Consider the following 19,609-nt stretch of genomic DNA (forward strand, 5'->3'; position numbering starts at 1 on the left):
GGCTGCGGTTGTACGGGCGGGGGCGGGGCCATGGGGGTGTGGGCGTCGGGCCCGGGGACGTACCCCATGGCGGGCGCGGGGGGCCCGGGCGTGAAGACGGGTGCGGGGGCCGCGGACGCGGCGGCGGACGACGGGGCGCCGCGCTCCAGCCGGTCGAGGCGCGCCTGGACGGAGCGCTCGTCGTCGTAGGCGGCGGGCAGCAGGACGCGCGCGCAGATCAGCTCCAGTTGGAGCCGGGGCGAGGTGGCGCCGCGCATCTCGGTGAGACCGGCGTTCACGAGGTCGGCGGCCCGGCTGAGCTCGGCGGCGCCGAAGACGGACGCCTGCGCCTGCATGCGCTCGACCACGTCGACCGGGGCGTCGATGAGGCCCTTCTCGGCGGCGTCCGGCACGGCGGCGAGGATCACCAGGTCGCGCAGCCGCTCCAGGAGGTCGGCGACGAAACGGCGGGGGTCGTTGCCGCCCTCGACGACCCGGTCGACGACCTCGAAGGCGGCGGCGCCGTCCCCGGCGGCGAAGGAGTCGACGACGGAGTCGAGCAGCGTGCCGTCGGTGTAGCCGAGGAGGGAGGTGGCCATGGCGTAGGTCACGCCGTCCTCGGCGGCGCCGGCCAGGAGCTGGTCCATGACGGACATCGAGTCACGCACGGACCCGGCGCCGGCGCGCACGACGAGGGGCAGCACGCCGTCGTCGACGGGGATGCCCTCGCGCCCGCAGACCTCGCCGAGGTAGTCGCGGAGGGTGCCGGGCGGCACGAGCCGGAACGGGTAGTGGTGGGTCCGCGACCGGATGGTCCCGATGACCTTCTCGGGCTCGGTCGTGGCGAAGATGAACTTCAGGTGCTCCGGGGGCTCCTCGACCACCTTCAGGAGGGCGTTGAAGCCCGCCGAGGTGACCATGTGGGCCTCGTCGATGATGTAGATCTTGTACCGGCTGGAGGCGGGTCCGAAGAAGGCCTTCTCCCGCAGGTCACGGGCATCGTCCACACCACCGTGCGAGGCGGCGTCGATCTCGATGACGTCGATCGACCCGGGGCCGTTTCGCGCGAGGTCCTGGCAGGACTGGCACTCCCCGCAGGGGGTGGGGGTGGGCCCCTGCTCGCAGTTCAGGCACCGCGCGAGGATCCGGGCACTGGTCGTCTTGCCGCAGCCGCGGGGCCCGCTGAACAGGTACGCGTGATTGACCCGGTTGTTCCGCAGGGCCTGCTGCAACGGGTCGGTGACATGCTCCTGCCCGATGACCTCGGCGAAGGACTCGGGGCGATAGCGGCGGTAGAGCGCGAGAGACGACACGTGTACGAGGTTATAGGCGCGCACCGACAACCCGGGAAAAACGGCCGGGGGCCGTCCTCTGTGGGGGGGGCGACGCCGGATCACGCCGTCCGGCCCTGTCCGGCCCCGGGAACGCAAGCGCCCCCCACGCACCCGCCAGAGCCGACCTACCCTTGCTGCCTTCCGGCCCTGGGGGAGTTCAGTCAGATAGCGCCGCGTGAGGGGCTCCGCCCAGACTACCCGATGCCGGCGGCACCGGACCCCACACCTCCCGCCCGGACCCCCTCACCGACCCCACCTGGGATCGAGTTCGCGAGCACCCCCCTCGGTCATGTAATGTTCCCGTCGGAGGATTCGCCTAGAGGCCTAGGGCGCACGCTTGGAAAGCGTGTTGGGGGCAACCCCTCACGAGTTCGAATCTCGTATCCTCCGCCAGTGCCTCACCGGGCACGATGTCGAAGGGCCCCACCGTTCACGGTGGGGCCCTTCGACGTTTCCGGGGCCACTGAAGCGGCAAGTCCGCGCCCTCGAAGCGCCGACCGGCCCACTAGGGGCACCCCTCGTGTTGACTCGGCACCCGTCAATCCCGGTCTTTCCATTTGCCGCGAGGCTCCAGTCCTCCCTTACCCAAACACACCGGCGACCACTCTTACGGGGTGAGTGGCGGCCGAGAGGCCTTCATTCACTGGATCGAGGGGTCGTACCCGGAAGGGACGTTCCTGCGCTATTCGCAATGCAGTTATACCGCTACGTTCTGTGACGATCGGTTGGTACGTGACTGGCAGGGGTTGCTGATGAGGAAGTTTACTGCAGCGGTGCTCACCGCAGGGCTGTTCTTCGGCGGGATGGGGGCGGCCATGGCTGACCCGACATGGCACGACACAGGGCTCCTCGCAACAGGTGGAGCAGAGTTCAAAGAAGGTAAGTACAAGTGGGAGGAGCCGGGGCAGGCGCACGGCGCGTTCCACATCAAAGGAAAGCTGCGTGATGCCGGCCTCGACGACAATCACAACGTCTACTTGCAAGTGAGGGTCCACGGCTACGGATGGAACCGTTTCAACGGTACGCAGAAAAAGACCGTCTGGATCGACAAGGTCGTCTACGACGGGGCCACCCGCTACACGAATTCTGCCGAGGTGCGAGTCTGCCAGAACCGCGGCTCTCTCCGACCTGATAACTGCTCGTTCACAAAGCAGTTCGAGCGGCGCCGGTAGAGCATCCGTCCCTACGGGAGCCGCCCATCAGCGGCTCCCGCCTCATAGGAGTACGCATCACGATGGACTTCATCCTTCGCGCCGAAGGCGTGGACCTTTTTTACGGCACCCAGCAGGCTGTCATCGGTGTCGACTTCACACTCAAGCGCGGCGAAGTCGCCGCCATCATGGGCAGCAGCGGGTCGGGCAAGTCGTCCCTGCTGTACTGCCTCGCCGGCGTTCTGCCGCCCACCAACGGGGCGGTGACCTTCGACGGGGAGCGGTTGTCCTGCCTCCCCGACGGTGAACTCAGCGCGTTGCGGCGTACGCGGTTGGGCTTCGTCTTCCAGTACGGGGAGTTACTGCCGGAGCTGACCGTCGAGGAGAACGCGGCGCTTCCTCTTCGGCTCGCCGGGATCAGCAAGGACCACGCCCACGCCATGGCCGGCCAGGTGTTGAAGCGGCTCGGTATGAGTGACCTGGTCCGGCGCAGGACCTCGAAGCTGTCGGGTGGCCAGAGTCAGCGCGTGGCGGTTGCCCGGGCTCTGGTCCACCGGCCGGACGTGGTGTTCGCGGATGAGCCGACCGGGGCGCTCGACAGCGCCAATGCGGCTGCCGTGCTCGATGAGTTCCTTCAGCTGGCGCGGAGGCAGAAGACTGCGGTGGTCATCGTCACTCATGATGCTGATGTCGCCGCGAAGGCTGATACGCAGTACACGATGACGGACGGCGTTCTGGCACAGCGGGTGGCGGCGTGAACCCGTTCCTCCTCGGAATGCGCCTGCTGTGGGGTAGTGGGCGCAGGGGGCGGGTTCGTTTTCTGTTGATGTCGTTGGGGTCGGCGCTTGGAGTGGCTTGTCTTGCCGCCACCCTCACCATTCCTACGATCATTGCTGCCAATGATGCCCGCGTGACAAGCCGAGCGGTTTACCCGGGAAACAATAAAACCGCTGTCTACCAGGAATTCCTAGACCCCTACGGATCACAGCGACTGCATCGGGTTTTCATCGGACGCATGGGGGCCGGTCCCGTACCCACTCCTCCTGGGGTGAAAGAACTTCCTCACACGGGTGAAGTGGTCATTTCACCAAAGTTGGCGGAGGTTTTGACAGCCAACCCTCGCGCCGCAGGCCTTGTGCCCGGACGTGTGGTTGGCACCATCGCGCCAGCGGGGTTGAGTGGGCCTGACGACCTGTACGCCTACGTCGGCGTGCCTCCCGCTGAACTCAGCGAAGCAAGACCTCTGGGCCACTTCGGGTCGGCATACACGCAGCATGAACTCATCGACCCCTCAACTGTCGACATCCTGCGGTTCACCCTCGGTTGCATCGTGCTGCTTCCCCTCGTCATCTTTCTTTCCGTATGCGCACGCCTGTCCGGCGAGTCCCGCGCGCGCCGACTCGCCGCGCTTCGGCTTGTCGGCCTCAGCGCGAAGGACACGCTGCGAGTCAATGCCAGCGAGAGTGTGTCGGCTGTGTCCCTCGGGGCCGCCCTAGGGATTTTGGGGTATCTCGGCGTGAACGAAGCCATGGCACGCATCGGACTTCCTGGACTGCGCTGGTATCCGGCAGACGGACGACCCGAGACGACCACATTGATCGCGTGCCTGTTGGGATGTCCGATCCTCGCCGCGATCGTGAGCCGAGTTGGCGCACAGCAGGCTGCTTCGTCACCCATCAGTGCGCGGCGTACCGGAGAACGCAAGCCGCCTAAGAAATACGGGACGCTGTTTCTGGTTCCAGGCCTCGGAGTCATCGGTGGCTATTGCGTGCTCAGCGCGATGGGACGAGATCCATCGGGTGGATCTGCCAGCGCCGTACTGGTCCCTTGTGCCGTCCTGCTGACCGGCGCAGGGCTTGTGCTTGGCCTGGCGCCAATCACCGCATGGCTTTCGAAATTCCTTGCGGAAAAGTCTAAATCACTGATACTGGTGTTGGCGATGCGCCGAACGGAAGTCGACCCAGGAAGTTCGTTGCGAGTGGCTACAGGGCTCGTACTACTTGTATTCGGCGCCTCACTTACCCAGGGCATTCTCATCGAGCTGGACCAGGTAAGTCGGCGTACAGCACCTGTTCAGGAGTACAGCATCCCTCTTGCCGAACTAAACCCTCAACAACGCTCACAGGTGACCAGGTTGAGTGGAGTGGATGATTACGGGTTGTCCGTCGAGTCATGGAAAGGGAACCTCGAAGAAGACCTGCCACGGGTAGAAGCCATAGTGGCCACATGTTCCCAGCTGGCTGCTTTCACCGAGTCAATTCACGGGTGCGTCGATAACAGAGTTCTCCTGATCAAGGATCCGTCTTTCCTTTTTGACGAGGATGCTCAAAGCGGAAAGGCTTTCTCTTTCCCTTTGAGCAACGGGAAAAAGCTAGATATTTCTGTACCCGAAGACGCAATCACGGCTCACCTTTATGACCCCTCAAGAGTCGCTGGACCAAGCCTTCTGGTTCCACCTTCGCTAATCCCTCAAGGGGTCCACATCGAAGGAACCCATCTCGTCCTGGTCAGCTCTTCCGACCCCGCCACCGTCCGCTCCGTCCTGGACGGCATCGGAGCCATCGCCCCCACCGCCTCCGTAGAGCCCGTCGGCATCGTGATCGACTCGCTCGCGCAGTTGACCGTGATTCGGAGTCTGCTCGTCGTCGGGATGGTGCTCGGGCTGGTGATCGGGGTGGCCGCGTTCGTCGTGTCCGTGGCGGATCGGGCCATGGAGCGGCGGGGGCAGGTGACCGCGCTCGCGTTGTTGGGGGCGGGGGCCGGGACGTTGCGGGTGGTGCAGGTGGTTCAGGTGGTGTTGCCGTTGGTGGTGGGGCTGGGGGCGGCGATCGTGGCCGGGTGGCTTGCCGAGTCCAGTTATCTGATCACCGGGGGCGGGGCGGTGCACTGGGACTGGGAGGGGCTGCCGCTGCTGTTCGCCTGTGCGCTGGGCGTGGTGCTCGCGGCCGCGCTCGCCTCCGTGCCCATGGTGCGGCGGCACGTCGATCCCGAGCACATCCGGCGGGATTGATCCCCGGGGAGAGCGATGAGTTCGCGGTGGGGCGGGGGTCCAAGTGGTGACCGTCCGCCTCACCCCAGGAGATCATCGTGGCCGAGAACGTCGTCAAGGGTCCCGCCAGTTACTTCCCCTCCATCGAGAAGAAGTACGGCCGGCCGATCGGCGAGTGGCTGGAGATCGTGCGTTCCTCGCCGCTCGTCAAGCACATGGAGCTGGTCTCCTGGCTGAAGGCCGAGCACGGGCTCGGCCACGGTCACGCCAACGCGCTCGTGGCCCATGTCCGGGCGGAGCAGGCGCGGGTCTAGGGGTGGGGTGGCTTGTCGATCGGGCGGCCGGATCAGGGAGCGGCGTCCGGCACCGCACGTCGGCGCGGAGCCTCGGCGCGTAGCCTCGGCGCGGAGCCCCGGCGCGGAGCCCCGGCGAGTGACGAGAACGGGGCGAGGGGGGTGACGGACGCCGTGAGCCCGGCCCCCCTAAAACCTCACGCCGCCAGCGTGTGGGTCGTGCGGCGTTCGATCCTCGTCCTCAGGGCGAGGGTCGCCGCCGCCGCGGCCGTGCCCGCCGCCAGGGCCGTCCACCACAGCACCGCCGGGCCGAGGGTCGTGTAGACGGTGACGCCCAGGGTCAGGGCCGCGAAGCGGGCCACGCCCCAGGTCCAGCCGAAGGCGCCCTGGTAGCGGCCGCGGGCGTGGGCCGGGGCCAGGTTGGCGACGACGCTCGCCGCGATGCCGGCCACCATCACCTCGCCGAGGGACCAGACCACGACCGACACCGTGTAGCCGACGATCCCGTCCGCGAGCCCGGTGAGCGCCACGCCCACCGCGATCAGCGTGCCGCCCGCGCTCTGCACCGCCAGTTGCGGCAGCTTCGCCAGCCACACGGTCACGAACGGCTGGAGCGCCACCACCAGGACCGCGTTGACCGCCGCCATCGACCCGTACACCGCCGGGGAGAGGCCGCTGTCGTGGATCGCGAGCGGCAGGGCCACCTCCGTGAGCGAGTACACGAAGAGCTGCACTCCGAAGAGGGGGAGGGTGAGGAAGGCCAGGCGGTCCCCGAGGACCACGCCGTAGCCGATTCCCTTCCCTCCCCTTTCGCCCCTCGCCGGGCGCTTCGGCTCCTTCAGGCGGAACGTCACCACCACGGCGTACAGGAGCACCGAGCCCGCGTCCACCGCGAAGAGGAGCCAGTAGCCGTGGGCCGCCAGGTAGCCGCCCAGGACTCCCCCGACCGCCGTCCCGATGTTCACTCCCCAGCCGAAGAGGGCGTACGCGCGCTGGCGCCGTTCGCTGTCGACCGCGTCCGCGAGGAGCGCGTACGCGGCCGGTGAGACGGTGCTGCCCGTCGCGCTGATCAGCAGCGCGGCCGCCGCCATCGTCCAGACGCCGGGCGCGAGGAACAGCGCGCCCTGCGCCGCCGCCGTGCCGATCAGGCCGATGAGCATGGTGGGACGGCGGCCGATGCGGTCGGCGAGGACGCCGCCGACCGCGGGGCCGAGGAGGTTGCCCGCGCCCAGGGCTCCGAGGACGTACGAGGTGTCGGAGCCGGTCACTCCCCGCGAGGCGAGGAAGAACACCAGGAACGGGGTGACGAGGTAGCCGAGGCGGTTGACGATCGTGCCGGCGAAGAGGGTCCAGACGAGGGGCGGGAGATCCCGGAAGGAGGAGGGCATGGGGGGAGGTTGCTTCTTCCCCCTCCGCCTCCTCCATTGATTAAGTAGGGGCCGAATCCATTCGACGGCCGTTTGGCCACTCGGCCGCTCGACCGTTCGGCCGTTCGGCCGTTCGACCACTCGACCGTCCGGCCACTCGACCCCTCAGCCATCCCCTCGACGTCCCGGAGGCACCGTACGCATGGAAGCCTGGCTCAGTTTCTCCGCCGCCGACCTCGCCCAGACCCGCTTCGCCGTCTCCCCCCTCTGGGAGGTCGTCACCAGTTTCCGGGTCCTCGCCCAGCGGTCCGACCCCGCACCGCACCAGCGCTGGGCCGCCCAGGTCCGGCCGCGGATCGTCCGCGCCGGGCTCGACCGCGGGCGGCTCGCCGCGCTCGTGCCCGCCCACGGGTACCTCGCGGACTTCCTCAACCCCACTCCCGCCGGGCCCTTCCCCACCCTCGGCGCCGAGCTCGACGCCGTCCGCCGCACCCCCGCCGGGCAGGTGCGCGAGGACCTGCGGAAGCTGGCCGTGGAGGGAGGGGGCGGAGGGCGGCTCCAGTCCCTGCACGACGATCCCGAGGCCGTCCTGCCGAAGGTCGCCGACGAGATCGAGGCCTACTGGGAACTCGCCCTCGCCCCCTACTGGGCCCGCGTCCAGAAGGTCCTGGAGGCCGACGTCTTCCACCGGGCCCGGCAGGTCGCCGAGCACGGTTCGGCCCGGGTCCTGAGCGAACTCCACGAGACCGTACGGTGGGACGACGGCACCCTGCGCCTCGTGCGGCGCCACTGCGCGCTCACCCGCGACCAGGCCGGTTCCGGGCTGCTGCTCGTGCCCTCCGTCTTCGTCTGGCCCCGGGTGCTCACCCGCTTCGTCCACCCCGACCCGCCCCAACTCGCCTATCCGGCGCGCAGGTTCGGGAGCGTGTGGGAGGGCCGTACCACCGCCGCCACGGACGCCGTCGCCGCCGTCCTCGGCCGTTCCCGGACCCTGCTCCTGGCCGCGCTCGACACCCCGGCCTCCACCACCCAGCTCGCCACGCACTCCGGGCTCTCCGCCGCCGGCGTCTCCCAGCACCTCATCGCCCTGCGGAACGCCGGGCTCGTCACCGCCCACCGCAGCGGACGCTCCGTCCTCTACGCCCGCACATCCGTCGCCGATCAGCTGCTCGATCCCTCCTGACCGGGGGCCTCGTGACGGGCTTCCAGGCCCGGCACCCCCAGGTCGGAGAGGCCGTCGAGGACCAGGTCGACGCCGACGGCGGCGAGCAGGAGGCCGAGGAGGCGGCCCAGGAGCTCGATCGTGGCGTGGTGGGTGTGGAGCAGGACCCGGGTGAGGAGCAGGACGCAGATCAGGTCGAGGGCGATGACCGCCACGTACGCCCCGACGACCGTCGAACGCCAGCTGAAGCCGGAGCGGGCGGCCGCCTCGATGAGCACCGCCGTCAGGGCGAGCGGACTCACCACGTACGGCATGAGCAGCTCGCGCACCCCGCTGACCAGGTCCGGGGCGTCCTGGTGGGCGCTGTCGGAGCCGAGGTGCATGCCGAGGACGAGGCCGACGGCGTAGAGGAAGAAGATGAGGCCGCCCGCGAGCTGGAGGGCGGGGGTGCTGATGTGGAAGAGGTCGAGCAGCCAGGGGGCCGTGATGCCGGCGAGGATGCCCACGAGGACGGCCGCGGCGGAGGAGATGAGGGCGATGGTCCGCAGTTGGCCGGCGGGGTGGACCTGGGCGAGGCCGGCGAAGGAGAGGAGCACCTTCGGCGGGCCGACGACGGAGAAGAAGGTGATGAAGGCGGCGGAGAAGGTGAATGCGTTCACGTCTGCATCATGAAGCGGCCGGGTGATTTATCCCGTTCTACGGGTTCCCTCCCGCGTGGTGTCGGCAACGGCGGCCCGGCTCCGGCTGTGCTGCGGGGGGACAGGCGCGTGCCGAACGAGGAGGGCGTCATGAAGTACCTGGTGATGGTCCAAGGGTCGCAGGCCGACTACGAGGCGATGACGGGCCGCGGCTCCGCCGGCAGCCCCGCCTGGGACGAGGCGGGGCTCCGGGCGATGTTCGACCACATGAACGCGGTCAACGAGGAGCTCACCGCGAACGGCGAGATGCTCGACGCCCAGGGCCTCGCCGCCCCGTCCACGACCCGCTTCGTGACGGTCGACGAGGACGGGAACCAGGTCGTCACGGACGATCCGTACGCGGCGGCCGAGGGGGTCGTCGCCGGCTACTGGCTCCTGGAGTGCGCCTCCCTGGAGCGCGTGACCGAGATCGCCGCCCGGGTGGCCCGCTGCCCGGTCCCGGCCGGTTCCCCGGCGCACCCGGTGGTCATCCGTCCGGTGGACGAGGCGGGGCCGGGCCTGGACTGAACCCCCGGGGGGCCTTTCCGCTCCCGGCCGTCGGCACCGAGGCCCCGTGCCGGGGCGACCCGCGCGCGGTGGAGGTCGGGGAGAACCGGGAGTGCCCGGTCCGCCCGCCCCTCGGCGGCAGGCGGCGTGTTCCGTCGGGTGTCGGCTCCAGGTGTCATCCTTGGACGACGGAGCCCCGGGCCGGGGAGTTGACCACCCCCTGGGGTATCTGTGGAGGAGACGCGGTGGAACTCGATCTCGCGGGCGCGGAGCTCAAGGCCGTGCTGAACCGGCTGCGCCGGGCGCAGGGCCAGATCTCCGGGGTGATCCGGATGATCGAGGAGGGCCGGGACTGCGAGGAGGTCGTGACCCAGCTCGCCGCCGCCTCCCGCGCCCTCGACCGGGCCGGCTTCGCGATCATCGCGACGGGGCTCCAGCAGTGCCTGGCCGAGGTCGAGGGCGGTCGCGGGGACGGCGAGGACCGCGACGCCATGCGGGCCCGCCTGGAGAAGCTCTTCCTGTCCCTGGCGTGACCCCTCGCCTCACGCGTCCGCGAGGCCCTTCAGGCGCTTCGCGATCCTCGTGAGGCGTTCGCCCTGGTAGCGGGCGGCGGCGAGGACGTCCTCGCCGGGGGCGCCGTGGGCGCCGGGGTGGGCGGTCCCGTAGGGGTTGCCGCCCGCCGCGTACACGGACGGGTCCGTGAAGCCGGGCGAGACGATCACCGAGCCCCAGTGGTGGAAGGTGTTGTAGAGGGCGAGCAGCGTCGACTCGTTGCCGCCGTGGACGTTGTGGGCGCTGGTGAAGGCGGTCGCGGGCTTGTCCGCCATGACGCCCCGCTGCCACAGGCCGCCCGTCGTGTCGATGTACTGCTTGAGCTGCGCGGCCACGTTCCCGAAACGGGTCGGGGAGCCGAGGGCGTACGCGTCCGCCCACTCCAGGTCGTCCAACGCGGCGACCTCCACGTCGCCGGTGGCGTCCACGTGGGCGCGCCAGGCCGGGTTCGCGTCGATCGCGGCGTCCGGGGCGAGCTCGGGCACCCGGCGCAGGCGCACCTCGGCGCCCGCCTTCTCCGCGCCCTCGGCGACGGCCTGGGCGAGGCGGTGGACGGTACCCGTGGCGGAGTAGTGGATGACGGCGACCTTGACGGACATGACGGGCTCTCCTCGGCGTCTGCTCAGCGTCTGTTCGGGGTGTGCTCGGGGTGTGCTCGGTGTCGGCCCGGGCCATCCGCTCGCACCGGGCCGTCCGCCCGGCCCCGGTCGTCTGCTCGCCCCGGGTCCGGCCGAAGCGAACAAGTGGATCGTTATCCGCTTCCCTGCTCCGAGGTTAAGCGGATCACTATCCGCTTTGCAAGGGGGGCGGGTATGCTCGATCCGGGGGACAGGGACCAAGGGCAGGAGTCCGCAGAGATGAGCACCGAGAACCCGCGGGCCGGAGAGCGGGCGGCGGCGCCCGCGCTCGGCCTGCTCCCCACCCTCGACGCCCCCGCCCCCGAGCGCGCCGACGCGGCCCGCAACCGGCGCAGGATCCTCGACGCGGCCGCCCGGATCGTCGCCGAGCAGGGCCCCGACGCCGTCACCATGAACCAGGTCGCCCACGCCAGCGGCATCGGCGTCGGCACCGTCTACCGCCGCTTCGGCGACGTCTCCCAGCTCCTGTGGGCACTCCTCGACGACCGCGAGCGCCAGTTCCAGGAGGCGTACATGAGCGGCCCGCCGCCGCTCGGGCCCGGCGCCCCGACCGCCGAGCGGCTCGACGCCTTCCTCGACGCCCTCGTCGACCGGGTCGCCGAGCAGCGCGAGATCCTGCTCGCCGCGCACTCCGCCGCGCCCCGCGCCCGGTACCACAGCGGCGCGTACCGGGTGATGCACACCCACGTCGCCCTTCTCGTCGGGCGGCTCAGGCCGGGGTCGGACGGCGCGCTCCTCGCGCACCTGCTGCTCGCGCCCTTCTCCCCCGACGTCATGCACCACCTGGCCGTCGAGCAGGAACTCTCGGGCGAGCGCCTCAAGGCGGGCGTACGGGAGCTCCTCACCCTGCGGCAGGACGCCTGACGGCCCGCGCCGCCCCCCGCTCCGTCCACACCCTGGAACCCGGCTGGACCCGCGGGCCCCCGGGGCCGCACGATCCCGCCATGACGACCGAGACCGAGACCGAAACGGGGACGGCCCCCGGGGCCAGGACCTTCCTCGTCCTGCACGGCTTCCAGAACCACCGGCCGCCCGGCCACTGGCAGCACTGGCTCGCCGGACGGCTGCGGGAGCGCGGGCACGAGGTCCGTTATCCGCAGCTTCCCTCGCCGGACGCGCCCGTGCTCGCGGAGTGGCTCGACGCCCTGGAGGAGCACGGCCGGCGGCCCGCCGGGGGCGAGTTCGTGGTCCTCGCGCACAGCCTGTCCGTCCTGCTGTGGCTGCGGGCCGGGGCCCGCAGGCCGGACGCCGACCGGGTGCTGCTCGTCGCCCCGCCCTCGCCGCCGGTGACCGCCTCGATCCCCGAGATCGCCGCCTTCGCCGACGGCCTCGACCTCACGGAGACCGGCCTGGAGGCGCGGCTCGTGTACGGGGACGGCGACCCGTACTGCCCCGAGGGCGCCGACCTGCACTACGGCCGTCCGCTCGGCCTCGACCTCGACCGCGTACCGGGCGGCGAACACCTCAACCCCGCCAGCGGGTACGGGGACTGGCCCTCGCTCCTGGAGTGGTGCGAGGACCCGGCGGTGCGGGTGAAGGGTCGGTAGGGTCGGCCGGATGCGCCCGGAGACCACACCGCACGGCCAGGGCCTGCTCGACGTGGGCGACGGCAACCGCGTCCACTGGGAGGTCTCCGGCAACCCGGAGGGCAAGCCCGCGCTCGTCGTCCACGGCGGGCCGGGCTCCGGCTCCTCCCCGCGCTCCCGGCGCCTCTTCGACCCGGAGGCGTACCGGGTCGTCCTCTTCGACCCGGAGGCGTACCGGGTCGTCCTCTTCGACCCGGAGGCGTACCGGGTCGTCCTCTTCGACCAGCGCGGCTGCGGCCGCTCCGTCCCGCACGCGAGCGACCCGGCCGCCGACCTGTCCGTCAACACCACCGCGCACCTGGTCGCGGACATGGAGCGGCTGCGCGAGCACCTCGGGATCGACACGTGGCTGCTGTACGAGGGCGCCCTGATCCGCGACGCGCACCGGCTCGCCGGCGTCCCCGGCGTCCTGGTCTACGGCCGGCTCGACCTGGGCGGGCCGCTCGCCACCGCCCGGGAGCCGGCCCGCGCCTGGCCGGGCGCCGAGCTGCACGTGGTCGAGCGCGCCGGGCGCCTGGGCGGCGAGGAGACCGGCCGGCCGGTCCTCGCGGCCCTCGACCGCTTCGCGCGGACCTGACCTTCGCAAAAGCCGCGAAAGCTGCCCAGTCGTAAGGGAATTGAGAATTCCAGATTTCAATCCTGTTCGACCCGGCAGGAATTGTGGCGAATCTGTTCACAGAACGCCCCCGAGATCGCTAACTTCCCCTCAACCTCGTCCGTACCGGGAAGGACTTCTGTGAACGCATCCCAGCGCCGGGCCGCGGCAGTCATCGCCGCCGCCGCCCTCGCCGCCCCGCTGGTCCTCTCATCCCCCGCCACCGCGGGACAGGACCCCACGGCCGCACCCGCCCGTGATGCCGCCAAGCTGGCGAAGAAGCTGGTCCGCGACACCACCGCCAAGGACGCCTACAAGCACCTGCAGAAGTTCCAGGCGATAGCCGACTCGGCCGGCGGTCACCGCGCGGCCGGTTCGCTCGGGCACGACGCCTCGGCCGCGTACGTGTACACGCAGCTCAAGAAGGCCGGCTACAACGTCTGGTACCAGAAGTTCGACTTCGAGTACACGGAGACGCTCGCCGAGAAGGCCTCCGTCGTCACCCCCGCGCCCCGCGCGTTCGACATCAAGGCCATGACGTACACCAAGTCCACCCCGGTCGGCGGCGTCAGGGCCGAGCTGGTGGCCGCGCCCGTCGACGCCGACGCCACCAGCGGCTGCGAGCCGGGCGACTTCGCCGCCGGCGCCTTCACCGGCAAGATCGCGCTCATCAAGCGCGGCGGCTGCGCCTTCGCGGTGAAGCAGCAGAACGCCGCCGCGGCCGGGGCCGTCGCCGCCGTCATCTACAACAACGCCGAGGGCGTCCTCTCCGGCACCCTCGGGGACGCGGCCTCCGGGAAGATCCCCACCGGCGGCATCACCCTGGCCGAGGGCACGGCGCTCGCCGCCGACCTCGCCAAGGGCCCGGTCACCCTCTCCCTGGAGATCCGCCAGCTCCAGCAGATACGTTCCACCAACAACGTCATCGCGGAGACCAAGGCCGGCAACGCCGCCAACACCGTGGTGCTCGGCTCCCACCTCGACTCCGTCACCGCCGGCCCCGGCATCAACGACAACGGCTCCGGCTCCGCCGGCCTCCTCCAGGCCGCCCTGAAGCTGGCCGAGTCGAAGGACAAGGTCCGCAACAAGGTCCGCTTCGCCTGGTGGTCGGCGGAGGAGAACGGCCTCCTCGGCTCCGAGCACTACGTGCAGAACCTCACGGCGCTCGACAAGAAGGAGATCAAGCTCTACCTCAACTTCGACATGATCGCCTCGCCGAACTACGGACTGTTCGTGTACGACGGTGACGACTCGGACGGCGTCGGCGCCGGCGCGGGCCCCGAGGGCTCGGCGCAGCTGGAGCGCGACATCAACGAGTTCCTCGACGAGAACGGCCACCCGCACGAGGGCACCGACTTCACCGGCCGCTCCGACTACGGCCCGTTCATCGAGGTCGGCATCCCCTCCGGCGGCACCTTCACCGGCGCCGAGGGCATCAAGACCGCCGCCCAGGCGGCCAAGTTCGGCGGCCAGGCGGGCGTCGCGTACGACGTGAACTACCACGCCAAGGGCGACAACCTCAGCAACGTCAACCTGAAGGCGTTCGACGTCAACATCGACGTCATCGCCAACGCCGTGGGCACCTACGCCCACGACATCTCCTCGCTCCGCAAGCCGGTCGTCTCCGTCCCGACCACCGGCGACGCGGGCAGCGGCGGCGGCCTGCACGACGACCACCACGAGGTCACCGAGTAATCGGCGCGGACCGGCGGGCGAGGGCTCCCCGTCTCCCGCGGGGAGCCCTCGCCCCGTTCCCGGCGGACCTGCGGACCGGCGGTCGGCAGACCCACGGACCGGCGGTCGGCGGACCCGCGGACCGGCGGTCGGCGGACCGGCGCGTACGGGTGAAGGTGCCGGCCCGCGGCAGGGCTCCGGGCCGCGCGCGGGCCCGCCCGCGGACCCCGTGTCCCCGGGCCGCGGCGGCCCGTCCGGGCGCGGGACGGCACCCCGGTCCCGGTTTGCGGGGGTTCGCACCGGGATCCCGTCGGGCGCGCGTGGCTGCGCCGGGAGCCGCTCGCCCGGTAGGCTTTCCGTGTGATCTTCAAGCGCATCGGAAACGGAAAGCCGTATCCCGACCACGGCCGGGAAAGCACCCGGCAGTGGGCGGACGTCGCCCCGCGCCCGGTCCGCCTCGACCAGCTGGTCACCACCAAGGGCCAGCTGGACCTGGAGACCCTGCTCGCGGAGGACTCCACCTTCTACGGCGACCTCTTCGCGCACGTCGTGAAGTGGCAGGGCGACCTCTACCTCGAGGACGGGCTGCACCGCGCGGTCCGCGCGGCGCTCCAGCAGCGGCAGGTGCTGCACGCCCGCGTCCTCGAACTGGACTGACGACCGGCCGGGAGGACACGGCCGCTGACCCTTTCGGGGTCAGTTCCACCCCATCCGGACGCGATCACATGATCATCAAGTAGGCATCGCCGACGGGCGGCATTACGCTGCGTTCATGAGCATGCTCACTCCCCCCGGCATGGGCGGAAAGTACCGCATCACGGGGGATGTCTACCCGCGCATGCGCCGCCCCCACCGCCGGCGCAGGATCGTCCTCGCGGCCACCGCCGCCGTGGTCGTGCTCGGCGCGGCCGGCTGGGGCACGCTACAGCTCGTCGACGTGTTCTCCGGTGACGGGGGCACGAAGGCGGCGGCCGGGAAACTGGCCGACTGCAAGCCCGCCCCCGCCCCGACCGCGCCGGCCGCCACCCTGCCCAAGCCCGCGCAGATCACGGTCAACGTCTACAACGCGACCCCGCGCAGCGGACTCGCCAAGACGACGGCCGACGAACTCAAGAAGCGCGGCTTCAAGGTGGGCAAGGTCGGGAACGCGCCCGCCGCCTACGACAAGAAGGTCCCGGGCGCCGGACTGCTCCTCGGCGCGCCCACCGCCACCAAGGGCGCCTTCCCGGTCCTCGGCACCCAGCTCGCGGGCGCCACGACCAAGACGGACACCCGGGCCACGGCGGACGTGGACCTGATCATCGGGACCGCCTTCAAGAACCTGTCCCCGAAAACGACGGCGGACGCGGCCCTGGTCGCCCTGACCAAGCCCGCGCCCGCTCCGACCGGGAAGTGCTGAAGGCCCCGAACGGGCCGGGCCGACTCCGAGGTCGGCCCCGGCCGGGGGCCCTCTCCGGCCCGAAGGCCCGTGCCGAGCAGGCCTCGGGGCCTATTCGGCCGAGCCGTACATGCGGTCGCCCGCGTCGCCCAGGCCCGGGACGATGTAGCCGTTCTCGTTGAGCCGCTCGTCGACCGAGGCCGTCACGACGGTGACGGGGGTGCCCGCGAGCTCGCGCTCCATGACCTCGACGCCCTCCGGGGCGGCGAGGAGCACGACCGCGGTCACGTCGTCCGCGCCGCGCTTGATCAGCTCCTGGATCGCCGCGACCAGCGTGCCGCCGGTCGCCAGCATCGGGTCCAGGACGTACACCTGGCGACCCGAGAGGTCCTCCGGCATCCGCGTGGCGTAGGTCGACGCCTCCAGCGTCTCCTCGTTGCGGATCATGCCCAGGAAGCCGACCTCGGCGGTCGGGAGCAGCCGGACCATGCCGTCGAGCATGCCGAGACCGGCCCGCAGGATCGGGACCACCAGCGGACGCGGGTACGACAGCTTCACGCCGGTCGTCTTCGTGACCGGGGTCTCGATGTCGACCTGCTCGGTCCGCACGTCCCGGGTGGCCTCGTAGGCGAGCAGGGTGACCAGCTCGTCGGCGAGACGCCGGAAGGTCGCGGAGTCCGTGCGCTTGTCGCGCAGGGTGGTGAGCTTGTGGGCGACCAGGGGGTGGTCGACGACGTGGAGACGCATGCCTCAACAGTAGCCCGCCCCGCACTGGCGTCGATCCGCGCCACTGGGGGAAGGTGGGGGCACACGGACCCGGTGATGGGGTGGTGTGGCAGATGTCCGACCTGGAAGGACCGGTCGAAAGGGCCGCCGAGAGGGTGGCCCGGGGACCGGCGGCGGAGACCGACACGGAGCGCCGCAGGCGCCGTGCGCAGTTCCTGCGCGAGCTGCACGAGGCGAAGGCGCTGCGCGAGCGCGTGCAGCCCCGGCGCGCCCGGGCGGCCCGGATGCGGCAGGCGATGCGGATGCGGACTTTCCGCTGGTGAGGCCGGTGGGGCACGGCGGGGCCCGCCGGACGCCGCGATACGGGCGATACGGGCGGTACGGCTGGGCCGCGGTGCGGCCGGCCGCGGGGGCGCGCTGGAACGCGCACGCCCCGCCGGACGTGGTGTGACCGGCGGAAACGGGCCCGGACCAGCGGCGAACGGCCGTGGCCGACCGCGCGCCCCCCGAGTGCGCCGGGGTCGCGCGCCCGCCCGATAGCGGGGACGTTCAGACTGATGCACGACGCAAGAGCCGAAGACCTCTCCTGCGGGCGCCGTTTCTGTCACGATGCCGAGGGGGCGGGCTCAGGACCGCGCCACCGGAACGTCACACCTCTGATCAGTGGGAGAGAGTCAGGTGTACTTCGCCGCACTGCTCGCGCGCACCGAAGACGGGTGGGAAGCGGGCGACACGGAGCTCGACGACGTGGAGACCCTGTCGGATCTGGTCGAACTGGCCCGCGACGCCTCGGACGACGACACGGTGATCGTCTTCATCGAGCAGGAGGACGCGTGGTTCGGGATCGTACGGATCGACGGGGAGGAGGACCCCCGCATCTACGTCTCGGACGGGGCGGCCGCGGCCCGTTCGTCGTACGGGGAGATGCTCACCCGGGAGATCCTCGGTGACGATCTGGACGACCTGGTCGACGAGCTGGAGTCGCTGGACCTGGACGGCACGGAGGACGGGGAGCCGCTCGGCGCCGACGGGGACGAGGACGACGAGGCGGGCTCCGTGGCCGCCGAGGCCGTTCCGGCCGCCCCGGTGGGCGACCGGCTGATCCTGGCGGACCTCGGTCTGCCGCCGGCCGAGCTGCTCGCCCTGGAGACCGACGCGCTCGCGGAGATCGCGGACGCGCTGGGCGCGGCCGAGGTCCTGGAGGCCGTCCGCTAGTGGTCCCCGCGGCACCTCTTCCCGACCCCGCGACCGGCCCCGCGACCGGCCCCGTACGGGATCCCCTGCCGGATCCCGTACCGGACCCCCTGCGGGATCCCTGGCGGGACGCCATGCGGCTCGCCCTCGACGAGGCGGACGCGGCCGGGCCGGCCGGTGACGTACCGGTCGGCGCGGTCGTCCTCGGCCCGGACGGGAAGGTGCTCGCGCGGGCGCACAACGAGCGGGAGGCGGCCGGCGACCCCACCGCGCACGCCGAGGTGCTCGCCCTGCGCCGGGCGGCCGCGGTGACCGGGGAGTGGCGCCTGACGGGCTGCACGCTGGTCGTGACCCTGGAGCCGTGCGTGATGTGCGCGGGCGCCCTGGTCCAGTCCCGGGTGGAGCGGGTGGTGTTCGGGGCCCCGGACGAGAAGGCGGGCGCCGCGGGGTCCCTCTGGGACCTCGTACGGGACCGGCGGCTCAACCACCGTCCCGAGGTGGTCCACGGCGTGCTCGGCGAGGAGTGCGCCCGGCAGCTGACGGCCTTCTTCCGCACCCGCTGACGCGCCCGCAGGCCTCGTCCCGACCGTGCTCCGACCCTGCTCCGACCCCGTCCCGACCCCGCTCCGACCTGCGCCGGGATACGGATTTCATCGCAGCGGCAGTTTCGGCTAAGCTCTCTCTCGGTAGCGTGTCCGAGCGGCCGAAGGAGCTCGCCTCGAAAGCGAGTGTGGGGAAACTCACCGAGGGTTCAAATCCCTCCGCTACCGCTTCGATCGAAGGGCCCGGCGCTGATGCGCCGGGCCCTTCGGCGTGTACGGAAACCGTAGGGGGTCCCGTACGGCGTCCCGTACGGGAAAGGCCCCGGTCCGCGCTCGGGCACGGTCCGGGGCCTTCCGGCAGGGCGGCGTCGGTCGGGGGGAGCGGCATCGGGGGGACAAGCCGCTCCCCCCGGTGAGAACCGGTCCTCCGGGTCCGCGTCGCCGTCGGGGGAAGCCTCGCGGCGCGGACCCCCGCAGTGCGGGCCGGTTCCGGAGCCCTCGGATTCCTGCCAGATCCTCCGGGCTCGCTCTCCATACTGCGCGCCCGGCGCCCTTCCCGCGGACGGCAAAAGTCCTCGTTCTCCGGGCCCTTGGTCCGTAAGGGCTCGGTTAGAGTGGCGCGGTCGTACGGCGGGGGAACAGGGGAGGGCTGGAAATGGCGCAGGCGAAGAAGGTCGTGCTGTACGCGTTCGTGGTCTTTGTGCTGTACACGATCATCACGTCCCCGAAGAGGTCCGCCGATCTGGTCCAGGTAGGGTTCGAGGGCATTTCCAGCGCCGCCCAGGGTGTCGGCGAGTTCATGACCGAACTCATCAATTAGGAGCCCTCCGTGATCCGCCATCTGGTCCTCTTCAAGCTCAACGACGGCGTCGCCCGTGACGAGCCCCGCGTCGTCGAGGGCGTCGAGGCGTTCCGGGCGCTCGGCGGGCAGATTCCGGAGCTGCGGTTCTGGGAGTGCGACTGGAACATCACGGACCGGCCGATCGCGTACGACTTCGCCATCAATTCGGCCGTCGAGGACGCCGACGCCCTCCAGCGCTATCTGGAGCACCCCGCCCACCAGGCGGGTGTCGCCCAGTGGCGGGAGTTCGCCACCTGGGTGATCGCCGACTACGCGTTCTGACCCCCGGTCACGGCCGAGGCCCCCCGCCCTCACGGCGGGGGGCCTCGCTGTCTCCGGCCCCTCGGCGGGCGCCTAGGACCGGTCCCCCGGCGGTCTCCCGGCGGTCTCCCGCGGGCTCTTCGGCGGCCCCCATCCGGCCCTC

General features: G+C 71.0%; 23 protein-coding genes, 2 tRNA genes and 1 other RNA gene. 20 read left to right on the plus strand and 6 right to left on the minus strand.

Features of this window, described 5'->3' with window-relative positions:
• On the minus strand, nucleotides 1-1,292 hold a 1,292-nt coding region (locus ADL08_RS00005; protein WP_159048484.1), incomplete at its 3' end, for a DNA polymerase III subunit gamma and tau.
• Nucleotides 1,293-1,402: 110 nt separating this feature from the next.
• Nucleotides 1,403-1,501: signal recognition particle sRNA small type (gene ffs / locus ADL08_RS34785), an RNA gene on the minus strand.
• A gap of 117 nt (nucleotides 1,502-1,618) precedes the next feature.
• On the opposite strand from ffs, the gene ADL08_RS00010 reads away from it, so the two are divergent.
• The 5 genes from ADL08_RS00010 (at nucleotide 1,619) to ADL08_RS00030 (ending at nucleotide 5,767) form a co-directional block, all read left to right on the plus strand.
• A tRNA-Ser gene (locus ADL08_RS00010) sits at nucleotides 1,619-1,706 on the plus strand.
• A 221-nt stretch (nucleotides 1,707-1,927) separates the two neighbouring features.
• Nucleotides 1,928-2,485 carry a hypothetical protein gene (locus ADL08_RS00015; RefSeq protein ID WP_234351945.1) on the plus strand — a complete coding sequence of 186 codons (558 nt, stop codon included), beginning with the start codon at nucleotides 1,928-1,930 and terminating at the stop codon, nucleotides 2,483-2,485.
• Nucleotides 2,486-2,547: 62 nt separating this feature from the next.
• The gene (locus ADL08_RS00020; RefSeq protein WP_053639900.1) at nucleotides 2,548-3,222 is read left to right on the plus strand and encodes an ABC transporter ATP-binding protein; all 675 of its coding nucleotides are present in this window, start codon (nucleotides 2,548-2,550) and stop codon (nucleotides 3,220-3,222) included.
• Nucleotides 3,219-5,474, plus strand: coding sequence for an ABC transporter permease (locus ADL08_RS00025; RefSeq protein ID WP_107091945.1), 2,256 nt, complete (start codon nucleotides 3,219-3,221; stop codon nucleotides 5,472-5,474). The genes ADL08_RS00020 and ADL08_RS00025 overlap by 4 nt, the downstream gene beginning before the upstream one ends.
• 77 nt (nucleotides 5,475-5,551) lie before the next feature.
• Nucleotides 5,552-5,767 carry a DUF4287 domain-containing protein gene (locus ADL08_RS00030; RefSeq protein ID WP_053639901.1) on the plus strand — a complete coding sequence of 72 codons (216 nt, stop codon included), beginning with the start codon at nucleotides 5,552-5,554 and terminating at the stop codon, nucleotides 5,765-5,767.
• 176 nt (nucleotides 5,768-5,943) lie between these two features.
• Here the strand turns inward: ADL08_RS00030 and ADL08_RS00035 are convergent, their stop codons facing one another.
• Entirely contained in the window at nucleotides 5,944-7,134 is a 1,191-nt protein-coding gene (locus tag ADL08_RS00035; protein WP_053639902.1) for an MFS transporter, read from the minus strand.
• A 181-nt stretch (nucleotides 7,135-7,315) separates the two neighbouring features.
• On the opposite strand from ADL08_RS00035, the gene ADL08_RS00040 reads away from it, so the two are divergent.
• On the plus strand, nucleotides 7,316-8,296 hold the full coding sequence (locus ADL08_RS00040; protein ID WP_053639903.1) for an ArsR/SmtB family transcription factor: 981 nt from the start codon (nucleotides 7,316-7,318) through the stop codon (nucleotides 8,294-8,296).
• Here the strand turns inward: ADL08_RS00040 and ADL08_RS00045 are convergent.
• The gene (locus ADL08_RS00045) at nucleotides 8,275-8,934 is read right to left on the minus strand and encodes a MarC family protein (RefSeq protein WP_053639904.1); all 660 of its coding nucleotides are present in this window, start codon (nucleotides 8,932-8,934) and stop codon (nucleotides 8,275-8,277) included. The genes ADL08_RS00040 and ADL08_RS00045 overlap by 22 nt on opposite strands.
• A 129-nt stretch (nucleotides 8,935-9,063) precedes the next feature.
• Here ADL08_RS00045 and ADL08_RS00050 point away from each other — a divergent pair, with 129 nt between their 5' ends.
• Nucleotides 9,064-9,480: a YciI family protein gene (locus ADL08_RS00050; protein WP_053640087.1), complete on the plus strand. Its 417-nt coding sequence runs from the start codon at nucleotides 9,064-9,066 to the stop codon at nucleotides 9,478-9,480.
• A 224-nt stretch (nucleotides 9,481-9,704) separates the two neighbouring features.
• The gene (locus tag ADL08_RS00055) at nucleotides 9,705-9,992 is read left to right on the plus strand and encodes a metal-sensitive transcriptional regulator (RefSeq protein ID WP_053639905.1); all 288 of its coding nucleotides are present in this window, start codon (nucleotides 9,705-9,707) and stop codon (nucleotides 9,990-9,992) included.
• Nucleotides 9,993-10,001: 9 nt separating this feature from the next.
• On the opposite strand, the gene wrbA is transcribed toward ADL08_RS00055, so the two are convergent.
• Nucleotides 10,002-10,610 carry an NAD(P)H:quinone oxidoreductase gene (gene wrbA / locus ADL08_RS00060; RefSeq protein WP_053639906.1) on the minus strand — a complete coding sequence of 203 codons (609 nt, stop codon included), beginning with the start codon at nucleotides 10,608-10,610 and terminating at the stop codon, nucleotides 10,002-10,004.
• Nucleotides 10,611-10,868: 258 nt separating this feature from the next.
• Between wrbA and ADL08_RS00065 the strand changes: the two genes are divergently transcribed.
• The 6 genes from ADL08_RS00065 to ADL08_RS00090 all read left to right on the plus strand — a co-directional run bounded on the left by ADL08_RS00065 (nucleotide 10,869) and on the right by ADL08_RS00090 (nucleotide 15,903).
• Nucleotides 10,869-11,513 carry a TetR/AcrR family transcriptional regulator gene (locus tag ADL08_RS00065; protein WP_053639907.1) on the plus strand — a complete coding sequence of 215 codons (645 nt, stop codon included), beginning with the start codon at nucleotides 10,869-10,871 and terminating at the stop codon, nucleotides 11,511-11,513.
• Nucleotides 11,514-11,593: 80 nt separating this feature from the next.
• On the plus strand, nucleotides 11,594-12,196 hold the full coding sequence (locus tag ADL08_RS00070) for an RBBP9/YdeN family alpha/beta hydrolase (RefSeq protein ID WP_053639908.1): 603 nt from the start codon (nucleotides 11,594-11,596) through the stop codon (nucleotides 12,194-12,196).
• Nucleotides 12,197-12,206: 10 nt separating this feature from the next.
• Entirely contained in the window at nucleotides 12,207-12,812 is a 606-nt protein-coding gene (locus tag ADL08_RS00075) for an alpha/beta fold hydrolase (protein ID WP_053639909.1), read from the plus strand.
• 159 nt (nucleotides 12,813-12,971) lie between these two features.
• Entirely contained in the window at nucleotides 12,972-14,525 is a 1,554-nt protein-coding gene (locus ADL08_RS00080) for a M28 family metallopeptidase (RefSeq protein ID WP_053639910.1), read from the plus strand.
• 339 nt (nucleotides 14,526-14,864) lie between these two features.
• Nucleotides 14,865-15,161 (plus strand): type II toxin-antitoxin system VapB family antitoxin, encoded by a 297-nt coding sequence (locus tag ADL08_RS00085; protein ID WP_030209440.1) that lies wholly within the window; start codon nucleotides 14,865-14,867, stop codon nucleotides 15,159-15,161.
• Between the two features lie 115 nt (nucleotides 15,162-15,276).
• Nucleotides 15,277-15,903, plus strand: coding sequence for a LytR C-terminal domain-containing protein (locus tag ADL08_RS00090; RefSeq protein ID WP_053639911.1), 627 nt, complete (start codon nucleotides 15,277-15,279; stop codon nucleotides 15,901-15,903).
• Nucleotides 15,904-15,993: 90 nt separating this feature from the next.
• Here the strand turns inward: ADL08_RS00090 and upp are convergent, their stop codons facing one another.
• Complete coding sequence (gene upp, locus ADL08_RS00095) at nucleotides 15,994-16,629, minus strand: uracil phosphoribosyltransferase (RefSeq protein ID WP_053639912.1); 636 nt, start codon at nucleotides 16,627-16,629, stop codon at nucleotides 15,994-15,996.
• A gap of 92 nt (nucleotides 16,630-16,721) precedes the next feature.
• On the opposite strand from upp, the gene ADL08_RS00100 reads away from it, so the two are divergent.
• The 6 genes from ADL08_RS00100 to ADL08_RS00120 all read left to right on the plus strand — a co-directional run bounded on the left by ADL08_RS00100 (nucleotide 16,722) and on the right by ADL08_RS00120 (nucleotide 19,467).
• Nucleotides 16,722-16,931 carry a hypothetical protein gene (locus ADL08_RS00100; RefSeq protein WP_053640088.1) on the plus strand — a complete coding sequence of 70 codons (210 nt, stop codon included), beginning with the start codon at nucleotides 16,722-16,724 and terminating at the stop codon, nucleotides 16,929-16,931.
• Nucleotides 16,932-17,286: 355 nt separating this feature from the next.
• Nucleotides 17,287-17,823: a hypothetical protein gene (locus tag ADL08_RS00105; RefSeq protein WP_053639913.1), complete on the plus strand. Its 537-nt coding sequence runs from the start codon at nucleotides 17,287-17,289 to the stop codon at nucleotides 17,821-17,823.
• A gap of 113 nt (nucleotides 17,824-17,936) precedes the next feature.
• Entirely contained in the window at nucleotides 17,937-18,365 is a 429-nt protein-coding gene (gene tadA / locus ADL08_RS00110; protein WP_234351950.1) for a tRNA adenosine(34) deaminase TadA, read from the plus strand.
• 122 nt (nucleotides 18,366-18,487) lie between these two features.
• Nucleotides 18,488-18,572 (plus strand) — tRNA-Ser (locus ADL08_RS00115).
• A 427-nt stretch (nucleotides 18,573-18,999) separates the two neighbouring features.
• Entirely contained in the window at nucleotides 19,000-19,164 is a 165-nt protein-coding gene (locus tag ADL08_RS37465; protein ID WP_199836916.1) for a hypothetical protein, read from the plus strand.
• 9 nt (nucleotides 19,165-19,173) lie between these two features.
• The gene (locus ADL08_RS00120) at nucleotides 19,174-19,467 is read left to right on the plus strand and encodes a Dabb family protein (RefSeq protein WP_053639914.1); all 294 of its coding nucleotides are present in this window, start codon (nucleotides 19,174-19,176) and stop codon (nucleotides 19,465-19,467) included.
• Nucleotides 19,468-19,609 lie beyond the last annotated feature (142 nt).

It is taken from the genome of Streptomyces sp. NRRL F-6492 (genome assembly GCF_001280125.1).
Lineage (GTDB): Bacteria > Actinomycetota > Actinomycetes > Streptomycetales > Streptomycetaceae > Streptomyces.

What these genes read in the sequence shown, in the direction of transcription:
- ADL08_RS00020 (WP_053639900.1), top strand. Translation starts at nt 2,548, where the DNA reads ATGGACTTCATCCTTCGCGCCGAAGGCGTGGACCTTTTTTACGGCACC.
- upp (WP_053639912.1), bottom strand. Translation starts at nt 16,629, where the DNA reads ATGCGTCTCCACGTCGTCGACCACCCCCTGGTCGCCCACAAGCTCACC.
- ADL08_RS00075 (WP_053639909.1), top strand. Translation starts at nt 12,207, where the DNA reads ATGCGCCCGGAGACCACACCGCACGGCCAGGGCCTGCTCGACGTGGGC.
- ADL08_RS00040 (WP_053639903.1), top strand. Translation starts at nt 7,316, where the DNA reads ATGGAAGCCTGGCTCAGTTTCTCCGCCGCCGACCTCGCCCAGACCCGC.
- ADL08_RS00035 (WP_053639902.1), bottom strand. Translation starts at nt 7,134, where the DNA reads ATGCCCTCCTCCTTCCGGGATCTCCCGCCCCTCGTCTGGACCCTCTTC.
- wrbA (WP_053639906.1), bottom strand. Translation starts at nt 10,610, where the DNA reads ATGTCCGTCAAGGTCGCCGTCATCCACTACTCCGCCACGGGTACCGTC.
- ADL08_RS00070 (WP_053639908.1), top strand. Translation starts at nt 11,594, where the DNA reads ATGACGACCGAGACCGAGACCGAAACGGGGACGGCCCCCGGGGCCAGG.
- ADL08_RS37465 (WP_199836916.1), top strand. Translation starts at nt 19,000, where the DNA reads ATGGCGCAGGCGAAGAAGGTCGTGCTGTACGCGTTCGTGGTCTTTGTG.
- ADL08_RS00090 (WP_053639911.1), top strand. Translation starts at nt 15,277, where the DNA reads ATGAGCATGCTCACTCCCCCCGGCATGGGCGGAAAGTACCGCATCACG.
- ADL08_RS00065 (WP_053639907.1), top strand. Translation starts at nt 10,869, where the DNA reads ATGAGCACCGAGAACCCGCGGGCCGGAGAGCGGGCGGCGGCGCCCGCG.
- ADL08_RS00050 (WP_053640087.1), top strand. Translation starts at nt 9,064, where the DNA reads ATGAAGTACCTGGTGATGGTCCAAGGGTCGCAGGCCGACTACGAGGCG.
- ADL08_RS00100 (WP_053640088.1), top strand. Translation starts at nt 16,722, where the DNA reads ATGTCCGACCTGGAAGGACCGGTCGAAAGGGCCGCCGAGAGGGTGGCC.
- tadA (WP_234351950.1), top strand. Translation starts at nt 17,937, where the DNA reads ATGCGGCTCGCCCTCGACGAGGCGGACGCGGCCGGGCCGGCCGGTGAC.